This is a genomic window from Rhodoligotrophos appendicifer (genome assembly GCF_007474605.1).
In the GTDB taxonomy this organism is placed as follows: Bacteria; Pseudomonadota; Alphaproteobacteria; order Rhizobiales; family Im1; genus Rhodoligotrophos; species Rhodoligotrophos appendicifer.
The window spans coordinates 52,001-65,117 of sequence record NZ_VHKL01000016.1; the positions used below are offsets into that span (position 1 = coordinate 52,001).

Genomic DNA, 13,117 nt, shown 5'->3' on the forward strand with positions numbered 1-13,117 from the left:
ATCTGAAAGACGGAGCGGTGACAGAGATCTCGCAGCTGTTGACATTTGGTTCGACAGGTTGGGGCGACGAACTGTTCTTCGGGGCGCAGATCACATTTGCGATTGCGGTTCTTTCGTACGTGATCGGAATCGTCCTGGGGCTGCTCGGCGCGCTGATGAAGGTCTCCAAGAGCAGATCGGCTTACTATTTGGCACATAGCTATTCCGTTGTTTTCCGCGGGGTGCCGGAGCTGCTCATTATTTCGATTCTCTATTTCGGGGGAAGCCTTGCCATTGCCGCCATGTTACGACCGGTCGGCTTCACCGGGTATATTGATTTTAGCCCGTTCGTTTCCGGAACAGTCGCTCTATCGCTGGTGACTGCTGCTTACGCCATTGAAGTGTTCCGCGGCGGCATCCTCGCAGTTCCGATTGGCCAGACCGACGCGGCCAGTGCGCTTGGCTTGAAAAGGCCGCGAGCTTTCCTGTTGGTCGTCTTGCCACAGGCGCTTCGGATCGCGCTACCCGGGCTTACCAATCTCTGGCTTACTATTTTGAAGAATACATCATTTGTGTCGGTGATCGGGGTCGTGGACCTTCTCCGCGCTGCGTATCTGGGCGCCGCGGCCACCCGGTCTCCCCTCCCGTTCTTTCTCGCCGTCCTCATCGGCTATGCGCTGATGACCTGGTTTTCGATGCTGGGGATAAATATGATCGAAGGCTGGACAAGGCGAGGTTATGGGGCGCGGGCGCCTGACCTTGGGAAAGCTCGGAATGCTTGAGGCCGTCGCCGATATGCTGCCGAGGTTATTGCATGGCGCGCTGGACACGCTCGTGATCATGGCCGCCTGCACACTTCTCAGCCTGCCGATCGCCCTGATGGTGGCGATCGGCGGCGGCCTTTCATCTAGCAAGCCAATCAGATTTCTGGCTGCAAGCTATGTTTTCGCTTTTCGCAGTTCTCCCGCCCTGGTGCAGCTGTTTCTGATTTATTACGCCTTCTCCATGTCGGAGACCCTTCGGCAGACATGGGCGTGGTACTTTTTCCAGGATCCGTGGTTCTGCGGCATTCTTGCCCTTACATTAAATACGGCTGCCTATCAGGCTGAGATCTTCCGGGCGGGGCTTCAACTCGTGCCGAAGGAGCAGCTCGACGCCAGCTTATCGCTTGGTCTGTCAAAGGTACTGACGTTCTGGCTGGTCAGGGCCCCGGGCGCCTTCCGGCTGGCCCTGCCGGCTTATACCAACGAGCTCATACTGCTCCTGAAGACCACAGCAATTGTCAGCACAATCACCATTTTGGATCTGCTCGGAACGGCAAAGCTGATCTACACGGAAACATTTGATCCCTTTACCCCGCTGATGCTGGCCGCTGCGATTTACCTTCTGCTCGTGTGGATGATCCAATGGGCAATGTCCAAGATCGAGTGGTGGCTGATGCCGCACATGCGCAGCAGCATTGCCATCCCACAGCCACGGAAAGTCGTAACTCCGGCGCTTGGCTAAAGGTCTATCCGAACTGCGTCCAACTAATCCGCCCAGAGTTTTCGCTTACGAATTGCTTGGGATGGCACCATCAGTAACCGCAAAGGGGATCGCTTGATGCAACACGACAAACCCAGACTTGAGTTCTCGGACGCGGAATGGGCAACCCGAGTTCAACTCGCGGCTTGCTACAGAATACTGTATCGACTGAGGATGACGGATACGATCAATACTCATATTGCCGCTCGTGTGCCGGGTGTCGAGGACCGCTTTATCTTGAACCCATACGGACTTCTGTTCAACGAGATCTGTGCCTCCAATCTCGTTACGGTGGACGCCCAAGGTCGATACTTAGGATCGCATTCTAATGTGAACGCGGCGGGTTTCTCCATCCACGGAGCAATCTTCAAAGCGCGGCCCGACGTGTTCTGCTCGCTGCACACACATACCCGGGCCGGCGTGGCGGTTTCGATGTTGAAGTCGGGCCTTCTTCCTGCCAGTCAATTTGCCTTCTATTTCCACAATCGGATCGGATATAGCGCCTACCGGCACTTTGGCGGCAGCGATGATGATTGCCGGGCTTTGGGGGCGGACCTTGGCAAGAACATCGCGTTGATCCTGGAAAATCACGGCCTGCTTACGGTCGGCAGCACGATTCCAGAGGCATTCCAACTAACCTATTATCTCGACAAAGCCTGCGACGTCCAAATCGCTGCGCAAGCCACCGGCGGCGAGTTGATCTTCCCCCCTGAGGACGAAATCCTGGCGATGGCGCAGGAGGTCGATACCGGCTTTGGCGGCAAGCCGTTCGGTGTGCCGGAATGGGAAGCTTTGGTCCGTGAATTGGATCGAGACGATCCGTCTTATGCGGATTAGGTCACCCGGTGGAGGCACGCGCCGAGTGACTAAGGGCCCCACAAGACGGTCGACAGTCGCCTCATCCGCCTCTCGTCTATTTCGACCGGCGCTTCGCAGACCTTGCCGGCAAACAGCTCAGGCCATTGCGCATCATTGACGAAATCCACCTAGAGCTCATCGCGTGGCCTGCCCGAAACGAGGATGTTACCGGTCATAACGTCGATCGAGAAACCAAGGACGGGTCGACCGATTGCGCAAACTCTTCTCGCGGTTATCGGCATCACCGCAGCCGTTCGTTCTGGCGCTGAGCAATGCGTTTTGAAGCTAAAGGCCCCAGCGCGGATCAGCTCCGCGACAGCCCCGCAGAAAGTCGAGGTCGCACCCCTCGTCGGCCTGGGTGACGGTATTTACGTAGAGGGACTCATAACCGGAGTGCAGGCGAGGCTGGGGCGCCTGCCACAAGGCACGCCGCCGCGCGAGTTCAGTTTCTCCCACGTCGAGATGCAGCCTGCGATGCTCTACGTCGAGCTCGATGATGTCGCCGGAGGCCACCAGCGCGAGTGTGCCTCCGACCGCCGACTCTGGCGCAATGTGTAGTATCACTGTGCCGAAATAGGTGCCCGACATGCGCGCGTCAGACAGCCTCACCATGTCGCGCACGCCCTGCGCCAGAAGCTTTCTGGGGATCGGTATGGCGCCGACTTCCGGCATGCCAGGAAAGCCGCGCGGGCCACAGTTACGGAGCACCAGGACATCGTCAGGCCCAACGTTGAGATGCGGATCATCGATACGGGCCTCGAGATCCTCGAGCGATTCGAACACTACGGCTTTCCCCCGGTGGCTCAGCAGACCGTCCGTTGCAGCGGTGGTCTTGATGATGGCACCGCGCTCCGCCAGATTTCCTCGCAGTACCGCCACGCCGCCGGATGGTCGCAGCTCCTTGCTTCGAGGTCGAATAATATCGGGATCAGAATTGCATGCACCAGCAATGCGCTGACCGATCGTACGACCACAACATCCCGGGGCGGCAAGGTGCAGGCTGTCAGCGATTTCCGACATGAGCGCCGGCAGTCCGCCCGCCTCGAAGAAGTCCTCCATCAGATAGTCACCGGAAGGCATGAGGTTCAACAAAAGCGGTGTTGCTGCTCCGAGGCGGTCCCAGTCGTCTAGTGTGATATCGACGCCGACACGGCCAGCAATAGCGAGCAGATGCAAGACACTGTTTGTTGAGCCGCCGACGGCGCTGTTGACCATGATCGCATTCTCGAAAGCATCACGCGTCAGCAGTTTCGAAAGGCGCAAGTCGTCATGAATCATCGTCACGATCTGACGGCCGCTGAGCTGCGCAAGTCGGCGCCTGCGCGCGTCGACTGCCGGGATTGCTGCGTTGCCGGTGAGGCTGAGCCCCATTGCCTCGACCATTGAGGCCATTGAGGATGCGGTCCCCATTGTCATGCAGGTGCCGGCCGAGCGGTTCACAATGCACTCGAAGTTGAGAAGTTCGGCCGCACTGACTGTGCCCGCTCGGTATTCGGTGAACACCTTGTAGTCATGCGTGCCTGAGCCTGCCTTGCGGCCGCGGAAGCGGCTGCTCAGCATCGGCCCGCTTGAAACCACGATTGCGGGCAGATCGACGCTCGCTGCTCCCATCAGGAGCGCAGGCGTCGTCTTGTCACAGCCGCACAGCAAGACCACGCCGTCCATTGGGTGGGCACGGATGCTCTCCTCGACATCCATCGAGATGAGGTTGCGAAACAGCATCGCGGTAGGCTTCGCCAGGGTTTCCCCGACGCTACTTACGGGAAACTCGAGCGGGAATCCACCAGCCTCCCACACGCCACGCTTCACCGCTTCGGCGAGGTCGCGAAGGTGGCCGTTGCAGGGCGAGAGCTCCGACCATGTGTTACAGATTCCGACCACCGGGCGACCGTCGAATAGGTCCTCCGGCCACCCCTGATTTTTTAAAAGTCCTCGTGCTCCCATGGCGGAATAGTCGAGGGGGCCGAACCAGCGCTGGCTGCGCAATGATCGACTGACTCTGGTGGTCATGGCCGTGCCTTCGCTAACGGGTGCTCTCGGCCGGCGCCGGAAAGATTTCGTCCAGCGGGGTCACCCGGTAGGCATGGCGGATGCTGCGGCCAAGGACCGGATCGCGAAGTTCGAGCTCGAGGTCCTGGACACCGCCCGGGTAACGGCCGTGGGTTTCCAGGGTGCCGGAGAAGATCATCCGGTTCTCGTGCTCCGCGCCATCATGTTGGCTGACAAAATCCCTAAGCTGCTCCGGCGTGAACATGGCAGCCACCTGACCGCGCTGCATGGTCGTGCCGTTGCAGACCAGGCTGAGCTCGAGCGCATCCCAGTGATCGAGCAATTCGGAGAGCGGCCAAGCCACCCGCGCAATGGATTTTTCGCAGAGGTTTTTAGCAAGGCAGGCTGCCTTGCCCTCCATCACCGAGTCGGTTTGGTCGCTGCCCACCGTCACATAGTCGAGCCCCCCTTCGCGGAACAGCACATACTCAACTTCCGGCGCAGTGTTCGGCCCGACGACCTCGGTCGCTTCGGCCTGGGTGAGCAGCGAGGAAATGATGGGAAAAAGCATCGGGATGTGTGGCGGCGTGCCAATGCCAAGCGCCTTGAGCTCCTCGATATGTGCGTCCACCAGGCTCCTGGTGCGCCCGGTGTAGCCTGCGCACAACAGCCGCCGTACGGTCGTCTTCAATATTCCCGCCGGGGTCTCAAAGACTATCTCTCTGGTCATGGCCTCTCCTTTGATGACGCGACCGGTTATCCGAAGGTGGAGAGTTCCCGACCGACATTTGTTGCGAAGGCATAGTGTGGGTGCTGGTAGTCGCGGAACAATGTGACTAGAAATCGCTGCCGCACAATATCTGGGACGGTATCGACGACAACCTCGATCCCACCATCGCTGCGGCGGCAACTGTGGTGAGGCTGGTCAGTATTGTCAACGCCGTCGAACTCCGGCTAGAGGTCTCGGGCGACGAGGCCGCAAATCGGCGAAGTCAAACCGGTGCTGTCCTGGAGTCTTATTAAAAACTTTGCCGGCTGTGACAAACGTGCGAATCCGGCGCTTTCGGCTATGGCCACGCTGTCCCGGCGGTGACCACATGATGAGCCGCTATGGGCGACTCAATCGCGGGCTCGGAGGCAAGTGTTAGGGCCGACACAGTTGAAGTGAAGTGGAGGTTTGGGCGGCAGCAGCGGTTCACGACCATATGCCGGGGCGCTCGGGGTTCGGCGCCGACGTCGCTGTGAGCCCCTCGCTCAACTGCCGTTCATGACCGGTTTTCCTAACAAGTACCATGCCGCCGTACCGTAGAGATGGTCCTACCCAATCGACCACCGCCGAATCTTTGACGGCGACGACATGGGATAAGCTCAAAGCCATTCAAGAAATTCGTTGGCGCAGGCCGCAGTTCGGCCTGGGGGAGCCCCCCGACGAAGGTGGAGTGAATCCGCACCCCTCTGTGATTGTCTGCATTGGCGGAAAATCCTGTGCGCAGCCGCCGAGGGAGCCGTCTTGATGCGTAGATTGTTGAAGCCAAGCCCGCGTAGACAGCGATCACCCGAAATGAACCACCTAGTTCATATCCGCACATCATCAATCAAAGTCATGGAAATACATGAGATCAACATTCGGCCCGACGAGGCGGATGTACCTGTTCAGCTGTGTATTGCTCAGCCTCCATTCGCACTCCGATATTGCTTCAATGGCTCTACCGGACGATGATGGACTGATATCAAAGCGAACAATCACAGGTGACAAATGGCAGCGCAGATTCCGCACTTGCAACCTCGTCCTGCATGGGCGATTCAAAACATTGTCGATCTTACTTATGCCAAGCTCGGTTCTTCTTTGATTCCAGCGGAAAAGCTTGCGCCTGGTGGTTTTGCGTTTTTTGGTGTGCCATTCGAGGGATTGTTGATCAACGACATCGGAGGCAAGGGCGGACCAGACGGGCTCCGCCAGGCGCTTGCGCGGCTTCGGCCATACAGCGTCGACCTCGATATTAATTTCGTGGAAACGAATGGACTATCGGATTTCGGCGACGTCGAAGTTAACTTGATGGATTACGAAGTCAGTCTTCGCAATACGGAAGAAGTAACGATGGAAATTCTAAGGCGTGGGTTCACGCCGGTCATAGCAGGTGGCAGTCACACAATTTCCGAGGCCACGATTCGTGCTTTCTCAGAATATCACGGGAAGAATATCGGCATAGTATGGTTTGATGGTCATCCGGACCTGATGGATAGCTACAGGGGAGACAGACATTATTGCGGCTGTCCCATGCGCCGCCTGATAGAAAGTGGTCATGTCAATCCAAAGAAAATAGTTTTTCTTGGACTTCGCGGCTTTGCCAATGCTGGAGCTGAAATCCAGTACGGAAAAGACATTGGCGTCACATTTTACACGATGGAAAATCTTTATGAAAGGGGACTGAACGTCTGCATCCGAGAAGCCCACGACCGGGTGAGTGATGGCACCGATGCGGTATACGTAACCTTTGATACGGATGTATTGGATCATTCTGTTGCACCGGCAACCCAGTACCCAGGGCCCGGTGGTTTCCAGGCATTCGAAGCGATGAAGGCCGTCCGGCACCTGGCAAAAACTGGCGCGGCGGCATTCGATATTGTCGAATTTGCACCATTGATCGACACATCGCGCAGCACTGGAAGCGTTCTTGCGACTTTGATGTGCGAGTTCATGGCGGGACGTTCCGCCTTCGAACGAGACCGGGCTAATTGATTTTGATCAGTGACGGTTAACTGGGAGTAGGATGATGTGTGGCTGGAACATTTCGGAAATTGCGCAGTGCCTTGTTGCCGATAATGCTGCCGCAGTCTTGGCAGGAAGCTCGGCGTAAGCCCGCTGCAAGGCACCGGCATCATCGATCGAGGCTAAGGATTGGCACTTCGCTGAATTGCCGGTCGACGAAGACCTCGTGGTAGCGGAGGTACAGGTTCGGCGGAGCGTCGCAGTTCTTTTCAGACGACGAAAAAATGGCATTTCATTTCGCTGCTTTGCAGGGCCCCCTCACCTGAGGGTTAATAAACCCGCAATGCTATCAAAAGGCATTGCTGCAGAGACCACACGGTCCACCACTCCTGCGGCCCCCCTGGACACCGGCGCGAAAGATATGCGCTGAAATCCGATGGCCAAAACGCACAGCTCACGGTTACTGAGCCATCAAGCAGACGCGAACAACCGGTGGCAGAGGAACGCATGAAGCAGGCGAAGCCCCCGTTCGATGTATTCCGGAGCTGTGAACTCGAACGGATTGTGGCTGAGGCCATTCTGGCTCGGCACGAAGATTATGCCTGTGGGGCAGACATCGGCAAAGGATTGCGCATCGTGCCCAGCGCCTGACGGCATCAGGTGATGGCTGAAGCTGAGTTCACCCGCCACTCTTGCCAGCACATCGATTATGCGGGCAGACATTGCTGTTGGCGGATCATAAGAAAGGAGTTGCCTCCTGAAACCGAGCCCCCGATGCGCAGCCACATCACGACAGATCAATTCAACGTCGCGGGCCAGTTCGAGTATCGTCTGCTCGCTCTCGGCACGGATCTCACATGTCATTACCACCAAACCTGGCACCACGTTGGATGAGCCGGGCAGCACGTTTAACGCCCCGAAGGTGAGGCGGACATCTGGACCGAAATCACGCTCCAGCGCTTCGAATGCACGCGTGATTGCTTCCGCTGCCCCGCGCATGGCGTCACGACGCGTGTCCAAGGGGGTGGTCCCCGCATGCGCCGCTTGGCCGGAAAAGGTCAGGCGGCTCAGGTGCAGGCCGACGACCGAGGTGACGATCCCGATATCGAGAAGGGCAGACTCGAGCACCGGTCCCTGCTCGATATGCAGTTCAACCATGCAGTTAAAATCCTCTGGTGGCCGGCGCGCCCATGCCGCCTGCCGGCTGTCCAGGCCGCTCGTCTCCATCACGTCAACGAGCCGCGTTCCATCGCTCGCTGCGGCGCGTACGATGTCACTTTTCTGAAGCCGTCCGGTCATAGCTCTTGAACCGAGCAAGCTCAAGAACGCGCCCTCTTCGTCGACGAACGCAACCACTTCGAGCGCCCTGGCAGGAACCTGTCCGTTGGCCGTCAGCGCCCGCGCGCATTCCAGTCCGGCGAGCACGCCGAGCGCGCCGTCGTAGCGGCCGCCCTCCAGCACGCTATCGATGTGGGACCCGCAGATAACGGCCGGCCCCTCCGCCGGTCCGAGGCGTCCGATGAGGTTCCCCACCGCATCAGTGGAGACGGTGAGCCCCGCATCATTCATCTGCGTCCGCAACCAGACCACCGCCTCGCGATAGGCCTGCGAAAACGCCGGTCGTGTCACGCCTCCGTTTGCCAGACCGCCGAATGAGGCGAGCGTCACCAAATCTGCCTGGAGTCGATCGGGTCGCAGCCATTTGCCACTCGCCACCGCTGGCTTACCGACGATCACGGCTTGATGACGATCTCGCGCGGTAGGTTTGATAGGCGCTCGCAGCCGGTCTCTGTGACGACGATCGACTCCGAGAAGCCGATGCCAAACTCCCGGTATTTCAGGCAGAGCGGCGGCATGTGGAAGGTCATGCCGGGCTGGAGGGGGCGGTACTCGTGCTGCTGGAGCGAGATGATTTCGCCCTCCCCCCAGTCCGGTGGATAGCTGACGCCGATGCTATAGCCGAGCCGGTTGCGATGGAGATCGGCAAATCCCGCCTTGGTCGTCACCGCTCGCGCGGCGGTGTCGGCTTCATGGGGCGTGACGCCGGGCTTGATCGTCTCCATCGCGACGGTTGCGGCGTCGATACAAGCTTGCGCCGCACGCAGCCACTCGTCCTTCGGGCGGCCGAGGAAAATCGTCCGCATCAACGCCGCCGTATAGCGGTGTTTAGAGGCGGAGATCTCGAAATACATCACATCATCATTCTTGAGCCGGTTGGTCCCACCGGTCTGATGCGGCAGGCAGCTGCGCTCGCCGGCCAGCACGAAGGGTGGCAGCCCCATGTACTCGCCGCCGTGCTCGAGGAGCGTCTTGTTAACAATCGCATTGATCTCGTCGCCGCTGGCCCCCGGGCGCGAGGCCTCGTAACCAGCCAGCATCGCATTATCGACCAAAGCCGCCGACTTCCGCATGACGGCGATCTCCTCGTCGGACTTGATCATCCGCGCGTTCCAGAGGATCTCGGTGCCATCAACGAACTCGGTTTCTGGAAGTCCCCGGCAAAAGGTCTCGTGTTCCTCGACAGTGTAGAAGAAGCCGCGCTTTTCGACGCCGATCCGCTTGGCGCCGCCGAGACCGAGTTGGCGCAGGACGCTCGCTGTCACGTTGGGGCCGTAGTCCCAGTCGTAGACCTTCGCAAGCTTAGTGCTCCATGCAAATTCCGGTGTGTTGATCCATTCGAAGTCGCGCACCACGAAAACCGGCTCGCCGCCACGCGGGACGATCACGCTGTGGTAACGGTAGTAGCCGGGCGTCTCATAGCCGCTGAAATAGGTTATATTCTCCGGCCCGCGGATCAGCAGTGCGTCGAGATCCATCCTCGCCATCGCGTCCTGGACCAGGTCATAGCGGCGGATGTACTCTTCGGGCGACACGGCCAAACGGTCATGGACGATCATCGGAAGATAGTAGCCATTGGAGGTCTTGCGGCTGGTCTTCTGAAAGGTCACGTGCTCTGTATGCTCCGCGACGTCGAGGATCTTATGGTCCGCTTCAATAGCTGCAGTCATTACCACCTCCAATACGACCTCCATGCGACATTCGGTAGATGCCGAGAGACACCAGCCGTCGGCCTGCTGCCGTCTCCGAGGAGTAGGTTAAAACTGCCTCACATTGATTTTGTATAGTAATCATTCGATGCTTACTTTGAGGCATTTCAACTGAAAGACGATGGTGACGGCTTGCAAGTCTCGGACATAGATCTTCGCCTGCTTCGCGTGTTCGCCGCCGTCGTCGAGGCTGGCGGCTTCGGCGCCGCCGAAACCTCTCTGAACATTGGCACATCGACGATTAGCATCCATATCTCCGACCTCGAGAAGCGCGTCGGCTTCCGTTTGTGTGACCGGGGTCGCAGCGGCTTCCGACTGACTGAGCGCGGGCGTCTAGTTTACGAGGAATCCAAGCGTTTATTTACGACCCTCGACGATTTCACCAGCACACTCGCCGGCATGCGCGACACACTGGCCGGACGGCTCGTTATAGGTTCGGTCGATTGCTTGGTGACCCACCCGAGCTTCCCCGTCACCCGGGCAATACGCCGCTTCAACCGGACAGAGAATGCCGTAGAGTTCGAACTCGTGGTAGATTCCCGCCAGGAGCTCGAAAGGGCAGTCCTTGATGGCCGCATCCACGCAGCCATTGGCCCCTTCATCCGCAACATTTCAGGCCTGAAATTCCAGCGGCTGTTCACGGAGCGGCACACCGTATACTGCGGCCTCAACCACCCTTTGTTCGGCCTCGACGCCCAGGAACAGAAGCGCCACGACACCCCACCCCACTCGGTAATCTTACGCACCTATCACCACGACTTCGATCGCAGCCGGTTTGGAGTCGCGAAGGCGCGCGCAGTGGTCACCAGCATGGAGGCGATGCTCGTGCTCCTAAGAAGCGGAGAATACCTAGGCTATCTGCCCGCCCACTATGCCCAACTCTGGGTCGATCGCGGCGAGCTATGGCGAGTTCCTTTGCCCCGAATGGACTATACCTCTGAGCACATGCTGATTACGCGCCGGGCAGCCCGAGACACCGAGCTCCTTAGCACCTTCACTTCGCTTCTGATCGCAGAGGCAACGGCTGCGCCGGTGGACCACATAAGCGGAATTTGAGCTCGCCACAGTGGTCTCTGTGGCAAATTCCACTGAATAACAGTGTAGCCTCTTATTAAATCAATTCAAGTTGAGTTCTTTTCAAGCGTGTATATAGTTCTTATTCTTGATCCAGGCCATCCAGATCCGTTCAGCTCGTACGCTACTCGGCCTCTCACAAGCGGAACTCGCGACTGCTGCAGGTATCTCTGAGACGGGCTTGAGCAACATCGAGAGAGGGCGTGTCGATCCAAAATGCTCGACGCTCTGCAATATTATTATTGCGCTGGAACAGAGTGGCGTTTGTCAGCCCCTGTGGAGTCGTACTCCGAGGGGAAGATGTTCTGAACAGATGACGGCGTCGTCGATCCCCGATCGACATGCTGGCGGGCCGGCTCAACTGCCCCTCTTGCGGATCGCGGCGGGTTCTGGTGGTCTTTGGCCCTCGGGGCAGGACGGCAACGATGATGGCGGGGGAATGACAGTCGGGTAGCTTGGTGTGGCTGATAGGCTGGAGGTCTGTGACGGAAAAGCGGGTATGCTTCGACTTCGAAATCGACTTCTCGAACGGTGACGGAATCCAGGGTCAAAGCTTCAGGCTGAATATCGACGGTGAGACGATCAACGACATCGCGCTTGCAGCCTACATCGTCCGAGCCGGCTCGCCGAAATAGTCGGTGTTGGAGACGTATTCGGTTTCCTTCGGCGTGGCGGTGAGGCCGATCTGCGTCGCGCCCGAAGATTGTGTGAGGATTTCCCTCATGTCGCATGGAGCGGGAAACTTAAAGGGGGCGCCGGTAACTTAAAGTCTTCGTTTTCGGGGAATCACGACCCTGGATGAAGTATGCGTCGATCTCCGCGAACATCACCTCCGGCAACCCAGATGGCATCAACCTTAATGGTCGCCCATGAGGGCGCTGACCTGATCTTGCAAGACTTGAATCTCATCACTGATCATGCCGGGAAGCCATTACACAGGAGACGGGGCCCCTCTCTCGCAAAGAGGGGGGACGTTCTAGAGAGATGTCGCCTCATTAGAGTATACGACTGAAGACGTCTAGAACCTAATAAGACGGTCCAGCCATGAATATCGGCTATGCTCGAGTGTCGACCACCGATCAGGACAATTCCATTCAGGAAGCCAGGTTGCGCTCCGCTGGATGCCGACATGTTCATTTCGAGAAAGTCAGTGGCGGGGGGCGGAAGAACCGCTTCATGCTCCGTCAGGCCTTGGACCATTGTCGCGAAGGTGACACGCTCATGGTCACCCGAGTCGACCGACTGGCTCGATCAATCGGTGACCTGCAGGATATACTGCGGGAGCTCAAGGAGAAGGGCGTCGAGCTAAAGGTCCTTGACCAGCAGGTCGACACGTCGACGCCGTCCGGCAAGTGTTTCCTCGACATGCTCGGTGTCTTTGCCGAATTCGAGACCAGCCTTCGCCGGGAACGTCAGATGGAGGGTATCCGCAAAGCCAAACAGAAAGGTGTCTACAAGGGCCGCAAGCCATCGATCGATATTGCACGGGTGAAGCTGCTGAGGCCCCAGGGCATGGAGGCATCCACGATCGCCCGGACATTGAACATCGGCCGGGCGTCAGTTTATCGCGTCCTCGAGGGCAAGGCCTCCTGACGATAAAGGCCGCTCACGGTGGCCGATGGTCTGTCTGCTTTGCGCCGTCATCTCAGTCGTAGAGGCAATCTTTTGCCCTCACTGGAACCGGACATTCCGACTCGCTGAGTTTCAGGTGTTTTGCGCGTCGGTTTATGCTGTTCCGCGCAGCCCATCGCCACAACGGACATCCCAATTCGAACGATCGTCTCTGTCCATTTCAGGTGCCGGCGACTTTCCTTGTCGAGGGGCTCAATGACCTCCAGCCTTCTATCGGCTGTCAACGGCGGAGCAATTCCAGGCCACTGCGGCGGAGTAAAAGCAGGCCACTTGCGTGAGGGTGCGCCGAAGCAGAGAAGGGTCC

At 58.4% G+C, this 13,117-nt stretch carries 12 protein-coding genes; 8 read left to right on the forward strand and 4 right to left on the reverse strand.

All coding sequences use genetic code 11. From position 1 onward, the window contains the following. The first annotated feature begins 17 nt into the window (after nt 1-17). The 3 genes from FKM97_RS24545 (at nt 18) to FKM97_RS24555 (ending at nt 2,340) form a co-directional block, all read left to right on the forward strand. Nucleotides 18-761: an ABC transporter permease gene (locus tag FKM97_RS24545; protein WP_170241133.1), complete on the forward strand. Its 744-nt coding sequence runs from the start codon at nt 18-20 to the stop codon at nt 759-761. Next, a complete protein-coding gene (locus FKM97_RS24550; RefSeq protein WP_170241134.1) occupies nt 754-1,485 on the forward strand; it encodes an ABC transporter permease in 732 nt (243 codons plus the stop codon). The genes FKM97_RS24545 and FKM97_RS24550 overlap by 8 nt, the downstream gene beginning before the upstream one ends. 96 nt (nt 1,486-1,581) lie before the next feature. Next, nucleotides 1,582-2,340: a class II aldolase/adducin family protein gene (locus FKM97_RS24555; RefSeq protein WP_144295102.1), complete on the forward strand. Its 759-nt coding sequence runs from the start codon at nt 1,582-1,584 to the stop codon at nt 2,338-2,340. A gap of 306 nt (nt 2,341-2,646) precedes the next feature. Here the strand turns inward: FKM97_RS24555 and FKM97_RS24560 are convergent, their stop codons facing one another. Then, nucleotides 2,647-4,371 carry an IlvD/Edd family dehydratase gene (locus FKM97_RS24560; RefSeq protein WP_144295103.1) on the reverse strand — a complete coding sequence of 575 codons (1,725 nt, stop codon included), beginning with the start codon at nt 4,369-4,371 and terminating at the stop codon, nt 2,647-2,649. A 13-nt stretch (nt 4,372-4,384) separates the two neighbouring features. Beyond that, the gene (locus FKM97_RS24565; protein ID WP_144295104.1) at nt 4,385-5,080 is read right to left on the reverse strand and encodes a DUF2848 family protein; all 696 of its coding nucleotides are present in this window, start codon (nt 5,078-5,080) and stop codon (nt 4,385-4,387) included. 1,026 nt (nt 5,081-6,106) lie between these two features. On the opposite strand from FKM97_RS24565, the gene FKM97_RS24570 reads away from it, so the two are divergent. Next, a complete protein-coding gene (locus tag FKM97_RS24570) occupies nt 6,107-7,090 on the forward strand; it encodes an agmatinase family protein (protein ID WP_144295105.1) in 984 nt (327 codons plus the stop codon). A 441-nt stretch (nt 7,091-7,531) separates the two neighbouring features. Here the strand turns inward: FKM97_RS24570 and FKM97_RS24575 are convergent, their stop codons facing one another. Together FKM97_RS24575 and FKM97_RS24580 are read right to left on the reverse strand one after the other, a co-directional pair. After that, complete coding sequence (locus FKM97_RS24575) at nt 7,532-8,797, reverse strand: Zn-dependent hydrolase (RefSeq protein ID WP_342783577.1); 1,266 nt, start codon at nt 8,795-8,797, stop codon at nt 7,532-7,534. Further along, a complete protein-coding gene (locus tag FKM97_RS24580) occupies nt 8,794-10,068 on the reverse strand; it encodes a M24 family metallopeptidase (protein ID WP_170241136.1) in 1,275 nt (424 codons plus the stop codon). Before FKM97_RS24580 ends, FKM97_RS24575 begins: the two co-directional genes overlap by 4 nt. Before the next feature lie 171 nt (nt 10,069-10,239). Here FKM97_RS24580 and FKM97_RS24585 point away from each other — a divergent pair, with 171 nt between their 5' ends. The 4 genes from FKM97_RS24585 (at nt 10,240) to FKM97_RS24600 (ending at nt 12,774) form a co-directional block, all read left to right on the forward strand. Further along, a complete protein-coding gene (locus FKM97_RS24585; RefSeq protein WP_144295108.1) occupies nt 10,240-11,163 on the forward strand; it encodes a LysR family transcriptional regulator in 924 nt (307 codons plus the stop codon). A 106-nt stretch (nt 11,164-11,269) separates the two neighbouring features. Next, nucleotides 11,270-11,635 carry a helix-turn-helix domain-containing protein gene (locus FKM97_RS24590; protein WP_144295109.1) on the forward strand — a complete coding sequence of 122 codons (366 nt, stop codon included), beginning with the start codon at nt 11,270-11,272 and terminating at the stop codon, nt 11,633-11,635. A 28-nt stretch (nt 11,636-11,663) separates the two neighbouring features. After that, nucleotides 11,664-11,816 (forward strand): hypothetical protein, encoded by a 153-nt coding sequence (locus FKM97_RS24595; protein WP_205015299.1) that lies wholly within the window; start codon nt 11,664-11,666, stop codon nt 11,814-11,816. A gap of 409 nt (nt 11,817-12,225) precedes the next feature. Beyond that, nucleotides 12,226-12,774, forward strand: a complete 549-nt coding sequence (locus FKM97_RS24600; RefSeq protein ID WP_144295110.1) for a recombinase family protein — start codon at nt 12,226-12,228, stop codon at nt 12,772-12,774. The last annotated feature ends 343 nt before the right edge of the window (nt 12,775-13,117 follow it).

Excerpts from the sequence above, each read along its gene's own strand:
- FKM97_RS24550 (WP_170241134.1), top strand. The coding sequence starts at position 754 with ATGCTTGAGGCCGTCGCCGATATGCTGCCGAGGTTATTGCATGGCGCG.
- FKM97_RS24560 (WP_144295103.1), bottom strand. The coding sequence starts at position 4,371 with ATGACCACCAGAGTCAGTCGATCATTGCGCAGCCAGCGCTGGTTCGGC.
- FKM97_RS24570 (WP_144295105.1), top strand. The coding sequence starts at position 6,107 with ATGGCAGCGCAGATTCCGCACTTGCAACCTCGTCCTGCATGGGCGATT.
- FKM97_RS24580 (WP_170241136.1), bottom strand. The coding sequence starts at position 10,068 with ATGACTGCAGCTATTGAAGCGGACCATAAGATCCTCGACGTCGCGGAG.
- FKM97_RS24555 (WP_144295102.1), top strand. The coding sequence starts at position 1,582 with ATGCAACACGACAAACCCAGACTTGAGTTCTCGGACGCGGAATGGGCA.
- FKM97_RS24600 (WP_144295110.1), top strand. The coding sequence starts at position 12,226 with ATGAATATCGGCTATGCTCGAGTGTCGACCACCGATCAGGACAATTCC.
- FKM97_RS24565 (WP_144295104.1), bottom strand. The coding sequence starts at position 5,080 with ATGACCAGAGAGATAGTCTTTGAGACCCCGGCGGGAATATTGAAGACG.